We start from the raw sequence: 18,828 nt of genomic DNA, 5'->3' as shown, positions 1-18,828 counted from the left end.
CCATTTAGCCGCAGATGTGCAGCGGCGTCTGCCTGACTGATGGCCTATGCGGGACGGCCGCATGCAGTTTGTGCACGCCAAGATCCGGTCGGGTGGGCTGGCTATCCGGTCCGTGCCGGAAACGCGAACTGCCAGGAATGCGTCCTTCGCAGTCCGATAGCCGTGTCATGTGCGCGACTGCCCGAACGCGACCTCGCGTGGATCTGCGATACGGGGCCGCACGCGGCCTTAATTGATTTCCCGTCTCAGTCAGACGTGGCGAAACGCTGGAGCACGCCACGCAGCCGCTCGACCGCGGTATCGCGCGTGGCCGTGTCCGCGTAGTCCGGCGTGGTCGCCACGAGCTCACCGTCGATGCGCAGTCGGGCCAACTGCCCCTCGACCTCCACAGCCACGCCCGCGCCACCCGGCTCGCGCAAGCGCTTCTGCAACAGACCCGCTGCCTTGGGATCGGCAAACGGTTCGGACAGCAGCAGTTCCTCGCCGTCGCCAGCAAGCAAGCGAAAACGGAAGCGGCCATCCTCGTCGCGGAAGCTGGCGAAGCGTGGCGGCTTCTCTTTCGATGCCGTGGCAACCGGGCCCGAGGCATGCGTCGCCGCCTTGGCCATCGAGCGCAGGCCGACTGCCTCGCGCAGTGTCAGCAGTAGAGTCGTGGCCGTGTCGCGCGCCTTCCGGGCACCTTCGCGCAGGATGTCCTCGATGTCGGCCGGTTTGGCGATCAGCGCTTCGTAATGCTCGCGCATCGGCGCCACGTCGACTTCGATCCGTTCGAACAGCATCTGCTTGGCTTCGCCCCAGCCAATGCCCCCCTCAAGCGCGGAGCGGAACGCCTGCGTTTCCGCTTCATTGGCGAAGGCTCGAAAAATGGTGAACAGCGACGAGCTGTCCGGATCCTTGGGTTCGCCCGGCGCACGTGAGTCGGTGACGATGCGCATGATCGCTTCGCGCAGTTGCTTCGCACCGCCGGCAAACAGCGGGATGGTGTTGTCGTAGCTCTTGGACATCTTGCGACCGTCCAGGCCCGGCAGCGTGGCGACCTGTTCCTCGATCAGCACCTCCGGCAACACGAAGAATTCGCTGCCGTAGATGTGGTTGAAACGCTGAGCGATATCGCGCGCCATTTCGATGTGCTGGATCTGATCGCGCCCGACCGGCACCTTGTGCGCATTGAAGGCCAGGATGTCGGCGGCCATCAGCACCGGGTACATGTACAGGCCAGCGGTGATGCCCGCATCAGCGTCTTCGCCTGTCTCCACATTCCTGTCCACCGCAGCCTTGTAGGCATGTGCACGGTTGAGCATGCCCTTGGCCGTGACGCAGGTGAGCAGCCAGGTGAGTTCCGGAATCTCTGGAATGTCGGACTGGCGATAGAACGTGACCTTCTGTGGGTCCAGACCGGCAGCCAGCCAGGTTGCGGCGATCTCCAGCCGCGAGCGCTCGATGCGCGCCGGGTCGTCGCTCTTGATCAGCGCGTGGTAGTCGGCCATGAAGTAGAAGGCGTCCACGTTTGCCTGGCAACTCGCCACGATCGCAGGGCGGATCGCCCCGACGTAATTGCCCAAGTGTGGTGTGCCGGTGGTGGTGATGCCGGTGAGGACTCGGGTATGCATACAGGCGCGCTACAGGTAAAACGCCAGTTTAAGCCATATCATGGCCAGGACACACGGAGATCAGGGGACCCTGGCCGTACGAGGCGGCCGCACACCAAGGAGAGAGCACATGACAGGCAAGTTCACGCTGTTCACCGGCAAGAATGGCAGCATCTACTTCAACCTCAAGGCCAGCAACGGCCAGATCATCCTGCAGAGCCAGGGCTACAAAGACCGCGGCGGCGCCACCAACGGCATCGAATCGGTGCGCAAGAACGCCGGCGACGCCGCGCACTACGAAAAGAAGCCCACCGACAATGGCAAGTTCCACTTCAACCTGAAAGCCGGCAACGGCCAGGTCATCGGCGCCAGCCAGACCTACGAGAGCGAGCGCGCCTGCGACGAAGGCATCGCCTCGGTCATGAAGAACGCGCCCGAGGCCGCGCTTGTGGAGGAATAGGCCACCCCGGATCGGCACGGCATGGCAGACGCCACGTCGTGCCCCGGCAACATCAATGGATCAGGGTGGACTTGCCGAACAGCGATTCCACCAGGTCGACCGCCAGTTTCGCCGTGGCGTTGCGCTTGTCGAACGCAGGGTTCAGTTCGACGATATCGAGTGAAGCCAGGCGGCCGGTATCGGCAATCATTTCCATGCACAGCTGCGCTTCGCGGTAGTTCGGTCCGCCACGCACCGTGGTGCCGACACCCGGAGCAATCGTCGGGTCCAGGAAGTCCACGTCAAAACTGACGTGCAGGTGCGTATCGGCATCGATTCCGGCCAACGCTTCTTCCATTGTGCGCTTCATGCCCACTTCGTCGATGTGGCGCATGTCGAATACCTCCATGCCCACTTCGCGTACCAGCCGCTTCTCCGGGTCATCCACCGAACGGATACCGATCTGACGGAACACGTCAGGTGTAGTGGCCGGCACATGGCCACCGATACCGGTAAGTTCCGATGGCCCTTTCCCGCACAGGCAGGCGACCGGCATGCCATGAATGTTGCCGGTCGGCGTCGCCAGTGCCGTGTTGAAATCGGTATGCGCATCCAGCCATAGCACGCGCAACTTCCGGCCGTGGTCACGGCAATGTCGTGCTACGGCACTGATCGAGCCGATCGCCAGGCAGTGGTCACCGCCGAGCATCACCGGCAGATGCCCTTCGCCCAGTTCGCGGTAGACCGCTTCGTGCACTGCCGTATTCCAGGCCTGCACTTCGGGCAGGTGGCGGTAGCCCTCGGTGGGCGGCTGCCACGGATTATGCGGCCCGTGCAGGTTGCCACGATCGACCACGTCGAAACCACGTTTGCGGAGACGCTCGTTGATCTTGGCCACGCGCAAGGCTTCGGGGCCCATTGAGGCGCCGCGGTGTCCTGCGCCGATGTCGGTTGGTACGCCAACCAGTGCGATTTTCTTGCTCATGATGCTTTCACGATGAGGCTGTAGCAGGCCGAGCAGTCTAACTGCTCGGGCCTACAAGGCCGTGACGCAGTGCACCGCTGAGTCGCGTAGACCGCCGGAGACACACAGCATCTTTCGCGCAGATTTCACGCTGTTGCCCTGCTTTTTACACGGCGGTGTCAATCTAGAAGTGCACCATCGATGGCATCGGCCAGATCATCTCTGCCCATGGCACGGATGAACATTTCTGCAGGGCAGTGGTAATCGAGAGTGGCACGTGGCCGGAGGTTCATGCGTCGGGCGATCGCGTCGAGCTGCTTCTGGCTGTAGACCGACAAGTCCGTACCTTTAGGCAGGTATTGGCGCAGCAGGCCATTGGTGTTCTCGCAGATGCCGCGTTGCCAAGGGCTACGTGGGTCGGCGAAGTAGATCGCTAATCCAGTGCGCTCCGATAGCGTCCGGTAGAGCGCCATTTCCTTGCCCTGATCGTAAGTCAGCGTCTGGCGCAGTTCCGGTGGCAGCGGCCGGAATGCGCGGCTGAAGCCTTTCAGCGCATCCTCCGCCGAACACCCCTCCATCTTCACCAGCTTCAGGAAACGTGTCCGACGATCCACCAGTACGCCCACCGAGGATCGGTTACGGGCGCCTTTGATGAAGTCGCCTTCCCAGTGGCCGGGCAACAGCCGTTCATTGGCTTCGAGTGGACGATCATGAATGCTCGGCAAGTCGTGCATCCGGCCGCGCCGGTTCGCACCCTGACCACGCGGCCGACGCGCACATTTGTGCTGCCGCAGAAGTGCGACCAGGCCCCGCCGCAGTTCGCCGCGTGGCGCGGCATAGATCGCGGTGTAGATCGTCTCGTGCGACACGTGCTTGGCTCGCTCATCCGGGTGATGACGCCGCAGTGTGCGACTCACCTGTTGAGGTGACCAGCCCTTGCCCAGCAAGCGGCGCACGAGGCACCACAGCTGACCGTCCCGCCGCAATTTGCGCTCGCGCCGCGGCTTACGTGCCAGGCGCCGGGCGCGTTGGCCGGCTCGACTGGCGTCGTAGCTCAACCTTGGCCGACCCATCCGAGGCAGGACGGACGGTTCCTGGTGACCATTGCGAGCCAGCTCCCGCGAAATCGTGCTGGGTGAGCGACCCAGCATCAGGGCGAGCTGCCGGGCACTCTCCCCCCGAGCCTTGCCGACCATGATCGCGCCCCGTTCTTCGGCGCTCAGATGTCCATAGTGCTGACCCATGCATCACCTTGTCGTGGGGTGATGCACTTGATCATAGAAACCGCCCACCACGTGTCCGGCTGCGCTGCACCATCTGCTCGACCAGCGCACGGTGTCCTGGCAAGTCGCGCAGGGCGTGCTCGGCTACCTGTTGAATCATGCGGAATTCGCGTTGCGCTTCCTCGGCATGTGGGTAGGCCGTACGCATCGGCTCCAGCTCGGTGCGGAATTCCATGCCATAAAGCACATACTGCCAACTCGCCACCTGGAACATTTCCAGGTCACTGACGAAGTCGAGCCGGTGTGGTGGGCGATGCTTCCATAGCGCAAGCTTGTCCTGCAGCGTTTCCGGAACGGTGCTTGCCATTGTGTTGTCGACCCAGAATGCCGAGTCCCGCCGCTGGCTCAGGCAGTAATGCATCTTGATGAAATCGATGATGCGGTCGTAACGTGCCACGACCATCTGGTTGTAGTGTCGCGCGGCACGCTCCATGTCATCCGTATCGCCAGGTAGCAGGTGTGCAATCAGATAGGCGCCTAGCTCCACCAGCGCGATCCCGGTGGATTCCAAAGGCTCGACGAAGCCACCGGCCAGACCGACAGCAACGCAGTTTTTCCGCCAGTGCTCCGGTCGATACCCCGTCTCGAAGCGGATGTGCTGTGCCTCGATGCCTGCAGCCGCGTCACCGAGGTGCTGGCGGAAAAGGGTCTCGGCTTCGTCCTTGGTGCTGTGGGCCGATGAATACACATAGCCCACACCACGCCGATCCTGCAGTCCGATATCCCAGATCCATCCTGCTGTCTGAGCACTCGCCATGGTGTATGACGGAATCGGGGCGTCCACCTGCGGATAAGGCACCTGCATGGCCACGGCGCGATCAGCAAACAGCACATCGCGCCGGCTCTGGAACGGCGAGTGCATTGCCTCGCCGATCAGTTTCCCGTGCAGGCCGGTGCAGTCAATGTAGAGATCGGCATCGAGCCTGCCGGCTTCGCGCGTTGCAATGTGTTCGATATTGCCTTGCTCATCGAGCGACACGTGCTCGACAGTCGCAAGATGGCGCTTCACGCCAAGCTCGGTTTGGCCATGATCGGCCAGAACCTCGGCTACACGGGCGGCATCAATGTGGTACGCGTAATTCATCGCACCCTGGAAGTCGGCATCGGCCGATCGTTTCGGGCCGCGATTTCCGTCAACGAGGCGGCTCTGCAACGTCACGGCCTCGGCGAATGCCATATCGCCAGGTGCCATACCCAGCAACCAGTAAGGCAACAGTTCCTGTCCACCAGAGCGCTGGTTGGGCAAGCTGAAAGGATGAAAGAACTCGCTACGCCCCGGCTCGCCCGGTGAACGCACCCAGTCCCGATACAGAATGCCTTGCTTGAAGGTCGCACCGGTACGGGCGAGAAAGCTGCATTCATCCAAACCGATCGCGGACAAGGTGCCACGAATCGACGGGAAAGTAGCCTCGCCCACACCAAGCAAACCGATTCGCGGCGATTCGACCAGCGCGACATCTGTACTTCCTGGCGCCTTGGCATTGACCACTTTGGCTAGATAACAGGCCGTCAGCCAGCCAGCCGTACCGCCGCCAACGACCAATATTTTGCGCAATCGTGCCATCACCTCACCGTCGTCGATCTGCTGCCCTGTGACGGTCGATCACAACATCCGTTGACAGCGCTGTCAATTTGTATTGCAAAAGTCGTACGCACTTAAGCCCGAGCACATGCTAATTGTTGATGCAAAACAAAACCCCCGATCACGGAAGTGATCGAGGGTTTCAAGGATAAAGCCCCTGGCGGTGACCTACTCTTGCATGCAAGTGCACACTACCATCGGCGCGGCTGCGTTTCACTTCCGAGTTCGGGATGGGATCGGGTGGGACCACAGCGCTATGGCCGCCAGGGAAGGGGTGGGGTCAGCGCTTAAAGCGCCGGACCCGCAAAGGGGTAAACGAGTGACAAGCGTCTTGTGAATCGGGATGCGTCGCGAGAACTGCGAAGCGTCTTGGGGTTATATGGTCAAGCCGCACGGCTCATTAGTATCAGTTAGCTCAACGCATTGCTGCGCTTCCACACCTGACCTATCAACCACCTGGTCTAGATGGTGCCTTAAGGAGAGTCGAGCTCTCGGGAGATCTCATCTTGGGGCGTGCTTCCCGCTTAGATGCTTTCAGCGGTTATCACTTCCGTTCGTAGCTACCGGGCAATGCCTCTGGCGAGACAACCCGAACACCAGCGGAACGTCCACTCCGGTCCTCTCGTACTAGGAGCAGCCCCCCTCAAATCTCCAACGCCCACGACAGATAGGGACCGAACTGTCTCACGACGTTCTGAACCCAGCTCGCGTACCACTTTAAATGGCGAACAGCCATACCCTTGGGACCGGCTACAGCCCCAGGATGTGATGAGCCGACATCGAGGTGCCAAACACCGCCGTCGATATGAACTCTTGGGCGGTATCAGCCTGTTATCCCCGGAGTACCTTTTATCCGTTGAGCGATGGCCCTTCCATACAGAACCACCGGATCACTAAGACCTACTTTCGTACCTGCTTGATCCGTCGATCTTGCAGTCAAGCACGCTTATGCCTTTGCACACAGTGCGCGATGTCCGACCGCGCTGAGCGTACCTTCGTGCTCCTCCGTTACGCTTTGGGAGGAGACCGCCCCAGTCAAACTACCCACCACACACGGTCCCTGATCCGGATAACGGACCTAGGTTAGAACGTCAAGCACTTCAGGGTGGTATTTCAAGGATGGCTCCACCAAGACTGGCGTCCTGGTTTCATAGCCTCCCACCTATCCTACACAGAAGAACTCAACGTTCAGTGTGAAGCTGTAGTAAAGGTTCACGGGGTCTTTCCGTCTTGCCGCGGGAACGCTGCATCTTCACAGCGATTTCAATTTCACTGAGTCTCGGGTGGAGACAGCGCCGCTGTCGTTACGCCATTCGTGCAGGTCGGAACTTACCCGACAAGGAATTTCGCTACCTTAGGACCGTTATAGTTACGGCCGCCGTTTACTGGGGCTTCGATCAAGAGCTTCGCCTTGCGGCTGACCCCATCAATTAACCTTCCAGCACCGGGCAGGCGTCACACCCTATACGTCCACTTTCGTGTTTGCAGAGTGCTGTGTTTTTGATAAACAGTCGCAGCGGCCAGGTTACTGCGACCCTCTAGTGCTCAGCTACGCATGTAGCCACACCGGAGGGCGCACCTTCTCCCGAAGTTACGGTGCCATTTTGCCTAGTTCCTTCACCCGAGTTCTCTCAAGCGCCTTGGGATTCTCACCCTGCCTACCAGTGTCGGTTTACGGTACGGTTTTTCTTAAGCTGAAGCTTAGTGGCTTTTCCTGGAAGCGTAGTATCAGTCACTTCGCCCAATAAGGGCTCGTCTCGGTGCTCGGCATAAAGTGGACCGGATTTGCCTAATCCACATGCCTACCGCCTTTCCCCGGGACAACCAACGCCCGGTAGACCTAACTTTCTCCGTCCCCACATCGCACTTAAGAAAAGTGCTGGAATATTAACCAGCTTCCCATCGACTACGCATTTCTGCCTCGCCTTAGGGGCCGACTCACCCTGCGCCGATGAACGTTGCGCGAGGAAACCTTGGGCTTTCGGCGGAGAGGCTTTTCACCTCTCTTATCGTTACTCATGTCAGCATTCGCACTTCCGATACCTCCAGCAGACCTTACGATCCACCTTCGCAGGCGTACGGAACGCTCCTCTACCGCGTGCACAAAGTGCACACCCCGAGCTTCGGTGCATAGCTTAGCCCCGTTAAATCTTCCGCGCAGACCGACTCGACCAGTGAGCTATTACGCTTTCTTTAAAGGGTGGCTGCTTCTAAGCCAACCTCCTGGCTGTCTATGCCTTTCCACATCGTTTTCCACTTAGCTATGACTTGGGGACCTTAGCTGCGGGTCTGGGTTGTTTCCCTTTTCACGACGGACGTTAGCACCCGCCGTGTGTCTCCCGGATAGTCTGTCCTGGTATTCGGAGTTTGCCATGGTTTGCTAAGTCGCGATGACCCGCTAGCCATAACAGTGCTCTACCCCCAGGAAGATTCGTCCGAGGCGCTACCTAAATAGCTTTCGAGGAGAACCAGCTATCTCCGAGTTTGTTTAGCCTTTCACTCCTAACCTCAGCTCATCCCCATCTATTGCAACAGATGTGGGTTCGGTCCTCCAGTGCGTGTTACCGCACCTTCAACCTGGCCAAGGCTAGATCACTCGGTTTCGGGTCTACTGCCAGAGACTATGCGCCCTATTCAGACTCGGTTTCCCTTCGCCTCCCCTAGACGGTTAAGCTCGCCACTGACAGTAAGTCGCTGACCCATTATACAAAAGGTACGCAGTCACCCCGAAGGGCTTCCACTGCTTGTACGTATACGGTTTCAGGGTCTATTTCACTCCCCTCTCCGGGGTTCTTTTCGCCTTTCCCTCACGGTACTTGTTCGCTATCGGTCGGTCAGGAGTATTTAGCCTTGGAGGATGGTCCCCCCATGTTCAGACAGGGTTTCTCGTGCCCCGCCCTACTCAATTTCACACAATGCACCCTTTCGCCTACGGGGCTATCACCCGCTACGGCCGCACTTTCCAGAGCGTTCGACTAAAATGTACTGTGCTTTTGGGCTGCTCCCCGTTCGCTCGTCGCTACTGAGGGAATCTCGGTTGATTTCTTTTCCTCCGGGTACTTAGATATTTCAGTTCCCCGGGTTCGCTTCGTACACCTATGTATTCAGTGCACGATACCTCCTAAGAGGTGGGTTTCCCCATTCGGACATTGCCGGATCAAAGCTTGTTGCCAGCTCCCCGACACTTTTCGCAGGCTGCCACGTCCTTCATCGCCTCTGACCGCCAAGGCATCCACCGTATACGCTTGGTCGCTTGACCATATAACCCCAAGTCGCCTCGAAGTTATGCCAAACGACGCATTCGCCGTTGCCTCAACGACACATCTCGATTCGGTTTCGAACCAAGACGCTTGTCACTCGTTTACATTTTCAAAGAACACCTCGCGGCCTCAACGCCGGTCGGCTTTCAATATCTTCGTGTGCGCTACACATCCAAAAAACTGGTGGAGCCAGTCGGGATCGAACCGACGACCCCCTGCTTGCAAAGCAGGTGCTCTCCCAGCTGAGCTATGGCCCCAGGTGCTTGAGAGTGGTGGGTCTGGGAGGACTCGAACCACCGGCCTCACCCTTATCAGGGGTGCGCTCTAACCACCTGAGCTACAGACCCATAAACTTTATGGGACCTCAGGCCCCTCATGCCGTGTGGCATGTTGGATGTGCAGGTGTCTTGTGTGGGCGTCTTGCAGCAACAAAGGCTGCCTTGCTCGAAAGGAGGTGATCCAGCCGCACCTTCCGATACGGCTACCTTGTTACGACTTCACCCCAGTCATGAACCACTCCGTGGTCGTCGCCCTCCTTGCGGTTAGGCTAACGGCTTCTGGAGCAACTCACTCCCATGGTGTGACGGGCGGTGTGTACAAGGCCCGGGAACGTATTCACCGCAGCATAGCTGATCTGCGATTACTAGCGATTCCGACTTCACGAAGTCGAGTTGCAGACTTCGATCCGGACTGGGATCGGCTTTCTGGGATTGGCTCCACCTCGCGGTATTGCAACCCTCTGTACCGACCATTGTAGTACGTGTGTAGCCCTGGCCGTAAGGGCCATGATGACTTGACGTCATCCCCACCTTCCTCCGGTTTGTCACCGGCAGTCTCCTTAGAGTTCCCACCATTACGTGCTGGCAACTAAGGACAAGGGTTGCGCTCGTTGCGGGACTTAACCCAACATCTCACGACACGAGCTGACGACAGCCATGCAGCACCTGTGTTCTGATTCCCGAAGGCACTCCCGCATCTCTGCAGGATTCCAGACATGTCAAGGCCAGGTAAGGTTCTTCGCGTTGCATCGAATTAAACCACATACTCCACCGCTTGTGCGGGCCCCCGTCAATTCCTTTGAGTTTCAGTCTTGCGACCGTACTCCCCAGGCGGCGAACTTAACGCGTTAGCTTCGACACTGATCTCCGAGTTGAGACCAACATCCAGTTCGCATCGTTTAGGGCGTGGACTACCAGGGTATCTAATCCTGTTTGCTCCCCACGCTTTCGTGCCTCAGCGTCAGTGTTGTCCCAGGTGGCCGCCTTCGCCACTGATGTTCCTCCCGATCTCTACGCATTTCACCGCTACACCGGGAATTCCACCACCCTCTGACACACTCTAGCTTGCCAGTATCCACTGCCATTCCCAGGTTGAGCCCGGGGATTTCACAGCAGACTTAACAAACCGCCTACGCACGCTTTACGCCCAGTAATTCCGATTAACGCTTGCACCCTTCGTATTACCGCGGCTGCTGGCACGAAGTTAGCCGGTGCTTATTCCTCAGGTACCGTCAGGCCCGCCGGGTATTAACCGACAGGTTTTCGCTCCTGATAAAAGTGCTTTACAACCCGAAGGCCTTCTTCACACACGCGGCATTGCTGGATCAGGCTTGCGCCCATTGTCCAATATTCCCCACTGCTGCCTCCCGTAGGAGTCTGGGCCGTGTCTCAGTCCCAGTGTGGCTGATCATCCTCTCAGACCAGCTATCGATCGTCGCCTTGGTGAGCCGTTACCTCACCAACTAGCTAATCGAACATCGGTCCATCCAACCGCGCGAGGTCCGAAGATCCCCCGCTTTCTCCCGTAGGACGTATGCGGTATTAGCGTAAGTTTCCCTACGTTATCCCCCACGTCTGGGCAGGTCCCGATGCATTACTCACCCGTCCGCCACTCGCCACCCGTGAAGCAAGCTTCACTGTGCTGCCGTTCGACTTGCATGTGTTAGGCATGCCGCCAGCGTTCAATCTGAGCCAGGATCAAACTCTTCACTTAAGTTTTCGATGACCGAAGCCATCTATCTTTCTGAAGCGTTTTTCCTAACCATAAACGTCAAGCTTTTGAATTGACTTTTGGTTAGACGCTTGCATTACTTGGACAGTCACTTCGTCCACTGCAAGGCGCCCACACAAGTCACCTGCGCACACTGTCAAAGATCAATCACTTGCGACCTTTTCTTCAGATCGCCCCGTTGACGTTTCGTCCCGGGTGAGCCGCCCATTCTACATCTCTTTCTCTTTCCGTCAACACCCTCAAACAATCTTTTTTGCTGAGGTTTTGTCGAAACCCTGCGACGAAGGGCGTCTCGTCGAAGGGGCGAGAATCATAGCGCTGAGGCAGCGATCTGGGAAGAGGGAAAACGAACTTTTTTCGTCATCGCATCGACACAAGGCGGGCACACTCAGCCACCTTACATGCGACGGGCGTGGCAATGAGCTGCCACGCCCGTGCTTGATACCTGCGGATAGGGATCAGCCTGGTGTGCGGAACTTCGTACCAGCACCGCCAACCGCATCAGCCAGACACCAAGCGTATTTGCATGGGGGCGGCATCAGTAGCGCATCCCGGGCGCGTCGTATCACTTCGATACGCACGTAGCGCGCGCTTCTGCTCACAGGCTTCGACTAACCCCGTTCAAGAACCGTGCGCAGCGACATGTTTGTGGAGACGGTGCCATACGACGCACCGCTAGCAGGCGCTGTACTGCATCCCTTGTTCTGCGGTCGGGTCACCGGTTGCGCTCCATGCTCATACGACAGGCTTATATGAAATGGAATCAAGGCGTCGGGACCAAGACTCTCCAGCACGTCCCAGTCGTCCTCGAAGGGAATGAACTGCTGCATGGGGATGCTCCTCGCTCCAACAGGGGTAGGAAGCATCAAAGCAAACGGCCCGGCCGCCAGACTGGCGGAATCGGGCCGTTCGCGGGCTGATCCAGGGCAATCAGTCGATTTCGATCATCTCGAAGTCATCCTTGGTCGCACCGCAATCAGGGCAGGTCCAGGTGTCGGGCACGTCTTCCCAGCGTGTGCCCGGCGCGATGTCTTCCTCGGGTACGCCAATCGCTTCGTCGTAGATGTAGCCACAGACGACGCACATCCACTTGCGCGACGTGGATTCCGGGTTGCTCTGGTTCATTTCGTGTCACTTGGTCGATGTCAATGTGCCATTCTCGCAACTCGCTCCGTTCAGCGGAAGCCTTGGCGATCCTTCGTTCGGTCCATGACGCCTGCCGCGACCGAATACCGCGCCATTTCAGTCGCAGGTAGCGGCGACACGTCTTGCACACGACAATGACACTGATGACAGGACACCCGCAGCCTGCAGCAGCTGTAACGCACAGCCTGCCACCTTCGCACCCATGACCGAGATCCCTGCATGAGCACCAATCACGAACTATTCCAGCGCGCGCTCCAGCATATGCCTGGCGGAGTCAACTCGCCGGTCCGCGCCTTCAAATCGGTTGGCGGCGAACCCTTTTTCACGGCACGCGCCGATGGTGCTTTCCTGTGGGATGTGGAGGGCAAGCGTTATATCGACTACGTAGGGTCATGGGGACCGATGATCGTCGGCCACAACCACCCGGCCGTGCGTGAAGCCGTCGAGCGCGCAGTCAAGGACGGGCTTTCGTTCGGCACACCCTGTCCCGCCGAGGTGACCATGGCCGAAACTATCGCCAGGCTGGTGCCCTCGATGGAAATGGTCCGCATGGTGAATTCGGGCACCGAAGCCACGATGTCGGCGATCCGCCTGGCCCGGGGTGCGACGAATCGCGCGAAGATCGTGAAGTTTGAAGGCTGCTACCACGGCCACGGTGATAGTTTCCTGGTCAAGGCAGGCTCGGGCGCACTCACTTTCGGCGTCCCCACCTCGCCCGGCGTCCCCACGGCCAGTGCCGACCTGACACTGGCACTGCCCTACAACGACATCGACGCTGCCGAAGCACTGTTCGAGCAGCACGGCACCGATATCGCCGGCCTGATCATCGAACCGGTTGCCGGCAACATGAACTGTATCCCGCCTCGTGACGGTTATCTGCGAGCCCTGCGAGAACTGTGCACCCGTCATGGTGCGCTGCTGATCTTCGACGAGGTGATGACCGGTTTCCGGGTGGCATTGGGGGGGGCACAGGCGCTATACGGCGTGATGCCGGACCTGACCACGTTCGGCAAGGTCATCGGCGGCGGCATGCCGGTCGGCGCATACGGCGGACGCCGCGAACTGATGGAACAGATCGCACCGGCCGGACCGATCTACCAGGCCGGCACGCTCAGCGGAAACCCGGTAGCGATGGCAGCAGGTCTGGCGATGCTCGAGCTGATCCAGGCACCGGGCTTCCATGACACGCTGGCAGCACGCACGCGCCTGCTATGCGATGGCTTCCAGTCAGTGGCGGACGGCTGCGGCATTCCCTTCACCACCAATCGCGTCGGTGGCATGTTCGGCCTGTTTTTCCAGGCCGGCCCGGTAGAAAGCTATGCGCAGGCGACGGCGTCGGACACATCGATCTTCAACCGCTTCTTCCACGGCATGCTGGAACACGGCATCTATCTGGCACCCAGCGCTTTCGAAGCCGGATTCCTCTCCAGTGCGCATGACGACCAGATCATCGCCGACACCCTGGATGCGGCACGGGAGGTCATGCAGACGCTCTGATCGGCCACCGCACTCGGAATATCCACGCAGGATGTCTTCTCGAACATCCTGCGCGGCCTGTCGGACAACACCCCATGATCCCACCACACCCGCATGTTATGGTCTAGACGTGACTGCGGCAGGAAGCCGCCCGTTGCAGCTGTTCACCCATGTGAACGAAAGCATCAGGGGGATCCGGCAAATGGAGGGGATTCATGGACACTTCGAACTGGTCCGCTTACTGGAGCGGCATTCTAGGCGGCTATCTGCCGCACATACTCGGCGCCCTGGCGATACTGGTCATCGGCTGGATCGTCGCCCTGGTCTGTCGCAGCTTGACCCGCAAGGCACTTGGCAAGCTGCACCTCGGCCAGCATCTCGCAGCGCATACCGGCAGCACGGTGAAAGTCGAACCGATGATCGCCGCGGCTGTCTTCTGGATCGTTTTCCTGTTCGTGCTGATCGGCGTGTTCACCACGCTGCATATCGATAGCGTATCGGCACCGCTTTCGACGCTGGCCGGCACGGTCATGCTGTATCTGCCTCGCCTGCTGCTGGCCGCGGCATTGGCGGGCATCGCCTGGCTGGTCGCGACGGTGGTTCGCGCACTGACGCAGAAGGCGCTGGCTGCCACCGGCATGGACCGGCAACTGGGCGACGAAGGCCGCTCCCGCGCGCCGCTGTCGAAAACCCTGGGGCAGGTACTGTTCTGGCTCATCATCCTGATTTTCATGCCGGCCATCTTCAGCGCATTGCAGATCGAAGGCCTGATAGCCCCGTTGTCGGACATGGTCGGAAAGCTGCTGAACATCCTGCCGAACATCGCCGCGGCCTTGCTGATCGGCGGTATAGGCTGGCTGGTTGCGCGCGTGTTGCGCAACCTGGTGACGAGCCTGCTCAGTTCCACGCCCATCGACCGTCTGGCACGCAGCGGCGAAGGCACGCCGCCGGTCCGGCCGTCGCAACTGTGTGGAACGATCACGTTCGCACTGGTGATCGTTCCGGTCCTGATTGCCGCGCTGGACGCCTTGCAGATCAAGGCCATTGCGCAACCGGCCCGCAACATGCTGCAGATGTTCCTCGACGCGATACCGAACCTGATGGCCGCTGCGGTCATTCTGGTGCTGGCCTGGTTTATCGGACGCTTCGTCACCAACCTGCTGAGCCAACTGTTGTCCCAGGTCGGCTTTGACCGTCTGCCTCGTCACCTTGGACTGCAACAGGTCACGGACGCACAGCTCGCGGACGAAACCGCCAAGACGGACTTGTCGACATCGGGTCCCTCGCAGGTCGTCGGGCGAATCGCGCTGACCTTCATCATGCTGTTCGCGGCGGTGGAGGCCGCCAACCGGCTCGGCTTCTCGGGCGTACACGCCTTGCTGCAGCAGCTGATCGCTTTCGCGGGCTCGATCCTGTTCGGCCTGGTCATCCTGGCCATCGGCCAGTGGCTTGCCTCACTGGCCGCCTACGCCATCCGCCGCACCGGAGGCGCACAGAGCGTGACGCTGGCACGCATCGCACACGTGGCGATTCTTGCCTTGGTGGCCGCGATGGGCCTGCATGCGATGGGCTTCGCCGACTCGATCGTCAACCTGGCCTTTGGCTTGCTGCTCGGCGCCATCGCCGTGGCGGTCGCGCTGGCATTTGGCCTCGGCGGGCGCGAAGCAGCCGCTCGACTGACACGGCACTGGGCGGACCGTTATCTCGGCAAGAGCGATACGGGAAATTCCTGAGCCCGGCAGGCGGCGTGCGGGCGGCGCGGCCATCGCACCGCCCGCACATCGTCGCTTACCAGGTGCCGGTGCTGGGCATCGACGCCCAGGGCTCCTTGGGCGGCAGGCTTCCATCCTGCAGCAGTTCGACGGAAATCAGGTCGGGCGAACGCACGAACGCCATGTGGCCATCGCGCGGCGGACGGTGAATGGTATAGCCCATCGACTGCAGGTGCTCGCAGGTCGCGTAGATGTCCTCGACGCAGAATGCGAGATGACCGAAATTGCGCGCGCTGCCGTAATCCTCCGTCGAGCCCCAGTTGTAGGTGAGCTCGACTTCGGCTTCCGGGCTGCCGGGTGCCGCAAGATAGATCAAGGTGAACTTGCCTTCGGGACTCTCCATGCGCCGCGTTTCACGCAGGCCAAGGCCCTCGCAATAGAAGCGCAGCGAGGCATCGATGTCGCGCACGCGCACCATGGTGTGCAGATATTTCATGGGGTCAACCAGAGTCGGATCAGGGAACTGCGGATAATAACAACGGCACGCGGGTCAGCCACGCAGATGCTGTCGCAGGACGGAGGCCATGTCCTCGATGCGCTCTGCCGGTGACGGTATCGGCACCCCGGCAGGATAGACGTCCATCAGCCCATCGCCGATGCGCCGCGGATGCACGTGGAGATGGAAATGGAATATCTCCTGCCCCGCCGCCTCGCCGTTGGACTGCCACAGGCTCAGCCCATCCGGCGCCAGTGCAACGCGGATGGCCGCAGCCACCCGCTGTGCCATGTACATGACTCCCGCCGCATCGCCGGGCTGCAGATCGTGGATATCCCGGGTGGCGTCGCGGTATCACCAGCACATGCCCGGCCACGGCCTGGCGCAGGTCCATGAAGGCCAGCACATCGCCATCGTCCGCAATGATCGCAGCCGGGATATCACCGGCTGCGATCGCGCAGAACAGGCAGACCGGCTCGTTCACGCCGCCGTGAATGCGCCCAGCGCCGCCCGCAAACGCTCCAGCCCTTCGGCCATTTCGCGATCATCGATGGTCAGCGGCGGTACAAAGCGCAGCACGTCCGGGCCCGCCTGCAGCACCAGCAGGCCATGTGCCGCAGCATGGTCCAGTATCTCGCCGGCCCGCCCCTTGTAGGCAGCAGCCAGCACTGCGCCGATCATCAGGCCACGACCGCGGATTTCATCGAACAGATGCAGTTCGTGATTGATGTGCAGCAGGCCCGCGCGCAAGTCGTTGGACTGGCGCTCCACATTCATCAGCACTTCCGCCGATGCCAGCTTGCGCAACGCCACCCGCGCAACCGCCGCGGCGAGCGGATTGCCGCCGAAGGTGGTGCCGTGGGCTCCGTACTGCATCACCTCCGCGACCTTCGGCCCTGCCAGCATGGCGCCGATCGGCATGCCGCAACCCAAGGCCTTGGCCAGGGTCACGATGTCCGGTGTCACATGGTCGTGCGCATGCGCGAACAGCGTGCCGGTACGCCCCATGCCGCACTGGATCTCGTCCAGAACCAGCAATGCGCCATGCGCATCGCAGAGTTCACGCACCCGCTTCAGAAAGCCGGCCGCAGCCGGCACCACACCGCCCTCGCCCTGCACTGGCTCCAGCATCACCGCGGCGACGTCGCCACCGGCGAAGGCCTTTTCCAGTGCGTCGGCATCATTGAAATCGAGGTAGCGGAACCCGGCCGGCAGGGGCTCGTAACCTTCCTGGTACTTGGGTTGCGCGGTAGCCGTGACGGTCGCCAGGGTACGTCCATGGAACGAACCCCTGAAGGTGACGATGACGCGCTTGTCCGGTCCCCGGCCCTGCGCCGCCGCCCACTTGCGCACCAGCTTGATGGCCGCTTCGTTGGCCTCAGCACCCGAGTTGCACAGGAACACACGCTCGGCGAAATGCGCCGCATGCACCAGTTCCTCGGCCAGACGCAACGCCGGTTCGGTATAGAACACGTTGCTGGCATGCCAGAGCTTGTGTGCCTGGGCGGTCAGCGCAGCCAGCAGGTCGGGATCCTGATGCCCCAAGGCATTAACCGCGATGCCTGCACCGAAGTCGATATAGTCGCGGCCGTCGGTGTCCCAGACGCGCGAGCCCTTGCCGTGATCGAGTACCAGCTCACGCGGTTTGTAGACAGGCAGCCAGTAACGCTTGCCGAGGGAAATCAGGGATGACGCCGATGAATCCTGGGAATGCATGACATGCTCCGGACGCCGCCGGGATGGCGTCGTCGCTGAAAACGCGGACCTTGAAACGGAAAATCCTAGCCAGCACCCGGGCGAAACACCAGCCATGCCAGCGCCCGCGCAACGACCGGTGGCCCGGCACGATGCCCACAAGCGCGACAAGCACCTGTTTGCAGTCACGTTTGTGGCGTATCGGCGTTACCGAACGGGATGGCAGGTCACCACCGGCGCCCTGTCGTCAGCCGATAAACGTGTACGTCAGGTCGCCGAAGGCGGGGCGCTCCGGGGCGAGTCACCCCAGGAACAGGTCCGGCAGCAGAGCCGTACCCGGCTGCACCGCATATCGATCGAAGTCCTCGACGCCCTCTTCGCGCAAAACCTCTTCGTCGATGGCGAAGCGGCCGCTGCAGCCACTGGCGGGTCGGGTCAGCAAGGCGTGGGCGGCATCGGCCACGATCTCCGGCGTACGACATTGTTCCGGACGCACGCCCTCGATCATCGCGATCGCTGCCGTTGCGATCACGGTGCGCGGCCAAAGCGCGTTCACGGCAATCCCGAGCGACGCGAATTCGGCACTCATGCCCAGCACGCAAAAGCTCATGCCGTACTTGGCGATGGTGTAGGCGGTATGCGGCGCGAACCACTTCGGATCGAGGTTCGGCGGCGGCGACAGCATCAATACATGCGGATTGGCCGCCTGCTTCAGGTATGGCAGGCAGGCTTGGGTGACCAGAAACGTGCCACGCGTATTGACCTGATGCATCAGGTCGAATCGCTTCATCGGTGTCTCGGCCGTACCCGCCAGCCAGATCGCACTGGCATTGTTCACGGCGATATCGATACCGCCGAAATGTTCCACTGCCTGCTTTACTGCCGCCTGCACCTGGGTTTCCTCGCGGATGTCGCACTTGATCGCCAGCGCGCGACCGCCGGCCGCCGCGACCTGGGCGGCCGCACTTTGGATGGTGCCTGGCAGTTTGGGATTCGGCACACCGCTTTTCGCCGCGATAACCACATTGGCACCATCGCGGGCGGCGCGCAGGGCGATGGCCAGCCCGATACCGCGGGAGGCACCGGTGATGAACATGGTCTTGCCGGACAGGGATTGCATGTCGAGATCCACGGTTGAAGATCTTCGCACTCTACGCGGACCGTCGCAGGACAGCC

Annotated in this window: 12 protein-coding genes, 2 tRNA genes, 3 rRNA genes and 1 pseudogene; 3 read left to right on the top strand and 15 right to left on the bottom strand. The window is 60.6% G+C overall.

The window, feature by feature from the left end; translation table 11 throughout:
- Positions 1-245: 245 nt before the first annotated feature.
- The gene (locus RA164_RS02515; protein WP_329742404.1) at positions 246-1,610 is read right to left on the bottom strand and encodes a tryptophan--tRNA ligase; all 1,365 of its coding nucleotides are present in this window, start codon (positions 1,608-1,610) and stop codon (positions 246-248) included.
- Between the two features lie 109 nt (positions 1,611-1,719).
- Here RA164_RS02515 and RA164_RS02510 point away from each other — a divergent pair, with 109 nt between their 5' ends.
- Positions 1,720-2,049, top strand: coding sequence for a YegP family protein (locus RA164_RS02510; RefSeq protein ID WP_329742403.1), 330 nt, complete (start codon positions 1,720-1,722; stop codon positions 2,047-2,049).
- Positions 2,050-2,101: 52 nt separating this feature from the next.
- On the opposite strand, the gene rocF is transcribed toward RA164_RS02510, so the two are convergent.
- From rocF to RA164_RS02460, 10 genes are all read right to left on the bottom strand, one after another.
- The gene (gene rocF, locus RA164_RS02505) at positions 2,102-3,013 is read right to left on the bottom strand and encodes an arginase (RefSeq protein ID WP_329742402.1); all 912 of its coding nucleotides are present in this window, start codon (positions 3,011-3,013) and stop codon (positions 2,102-2,104) included.
- A 158-nt stretch (positions 3,014-3,171) separates the two neighbouring features.
- On the bottom strand, positions 3,172-4,236 hold the full coding sequence (locus tag RA164_RS02500) for an IS30 family transposase (RefSeq protein ID WP_329742306.1): 1,065 nt from the start codon (positions 4,234-4,236) through the stop codon (positions 3,172-3,174).
- Between the two features lie 31 nt (positions 4,237-4,267).
- The gene (locus RA164_RS02495) at positions 4,268-5,839 is read right to left on the bottom strand and encodes a tryptophan halogenase family protein (protein ID WP_329742401.1); all 1,572 of its coding nucleotides are present in this window, start codon (positions 5,837-5,839) and stop codon (positions 4,268-4,270) included.
- Positions 5,840-6,012: 173 nt separating this feature from the next.
- Positions 6,013-6,125 (bottom strand): 5S ribosomal RNA (gene rrf / locus RA164_RS02490).
- Positions 6,126-6,236: 111 nt separating this feature from the next.
- Positions 6,237-9,116 (bottom strand): 23S ribosomal RNA (locus tag RA164_RS02485).
- Positions 9,117-9,298: 182 nt separating this feature from the next.
- Positions 9,299-9,374: transfer RNA gene (locus RA164_RS02480), tRNA-Ala, on the bottom strand.
- Between the two features lie 13 nt (positions 9,375-9,387).
- Positions 9,388-9,464 (bottom strand) — tRNA-Ile (locus tag RA164_RS02475).
- A 100-nt stretch (positions 9,465-9,564) separates the two neighbouring features.
- Positions 9,565-11,109: ribosomal RNA gene (locus tag RA164_RS02470) — 16S ribosomal RNA — on the bottom strand.
- Together the 16S, 23S and 5S rRNA genes with 2 tRNA genes alongside form the textbook arrangement of a ribosomal RNA operon.
- Positions 11,110-11,738: 629 nt before the next feature.
- Entirely contained in the window at positions 11,739-11,957 is a 219-nt protein-coding gene (locus RA164_RS02465) for a hypothetical protein (RefSeq protein WP_329742400.1), read from the bottom strand.
- 100 nt (positions 11,958-12,057) lie between these two features.
- A complete protein-coding gene (locus tag RA164_RS02460; RefSeq protein WP_329742399.1) occupies positions 12,058-12,252 on the bottom strand; it encodes a rubredoxin in 195 nt (64 codons plus the stop codon).
- Positions 12,253-12,492: 240 nt separating this feature from the next.
- Here RA164_RS02460 and hemL point away from each other — a divergent pair, with 240 nt between their 5' ends.
- Together hemL and RA164_RS02450 are read left to right on the top strand one after the other, a co-directional pair.
- Positions 12,493-13,770 carry a glutamate-1-semialdehyde 2,1-aminomutase gene (gene hemL, locus RA164_RS02455; protein WP_329742398.1) on the top strand — a complete coding sequence of 426 codons (1,278 nt, stop codon included), beginning with the start codon at positions 12,493-12,495 and terminating at the stop codon, positions 13,768-13,770.
- Between the two features lie 194 nt (positions 13,771-13,964).
- The gene (locus RA164_RS02450; protein WP_329742397.1) at positions 13,965-15,482 is read left to right on the top strand and encodes a mechanosensitive ion channel; all 1,518 of its coding nucleotides are present in this window, start codon (positions 13,965-13,967) and stop codon (positions 15,480-15,482) included.
- A 55-nt stretch (positions 15,483-15,537) separates the two neighbouring features.
- Here the strand turns inward: RA164_RS02450 and RA164_RS02445 are convergent, their stop codons facing one another.
- From RA164_RS02445 to RA164_RS02430, 4 genes and pseudogenes are all read right to left on the bottom strand, one after another.
- Positions 15,538-15,957, bottom strand: a complete 420-nt coding sequence (locus RA164_RS02445; protein ID WP_329742396.1) for a VOC family protein — start codon at positions 15,955-15,957, stop codon at positions 15,538-15,540.
- 54 nt (positions 15,958-16,011) lie between these two features.
- Positions 16,012-16,351 (bottom strand): annotated as a pseudogene (locus tag RA164_RS02440) (HIT family protein).
- A gap of 86 nt (positions 16,352-16,437) precedes the next feature.
- Positions 16,438-17,673: an acetylornithine/succinylornithine family transaminase gene (locus RA164_RS02435; protein ID WP_329742395.1), complete on the bottom strand. Its 1,236-nt coding sequence runs from the start codon at positions 17,671-17,673 to the stop codon at positions 16,438-16,440.
- A 280-nt stretch (positions 17,674-17,953) separates the two neighbouring features.
- Entirely contained in the window at positions 17,954-18,772 is an 819-nt protein-coding gene (locus tag RA164_RS02430) for an SDR family oxidoreductase (RefSeq protein ID WP_329742394.1), read from the bottom strand.
- Positions 18,773-18,828 lie beyond the last annotated feature (56 nt).

The sequence above is a fragment of the Dyella sp. A6 genome, assembly GCF_036320485.1.
GTDB classification, from domain to species: domain Bacteria; phylum Pseudomonadota; class Gammaproteobacteria; order Xanthomonadales; family Rhodanobacteraceae; genus Rhodanobacter_A; species Rhodanobacter_A aluminiiresistens.
The sequence above is the reverse complement of the archived record's forward strand: the minus strand, read 5'-3'. Positions and strand labels throughout refer to the sequence as shown.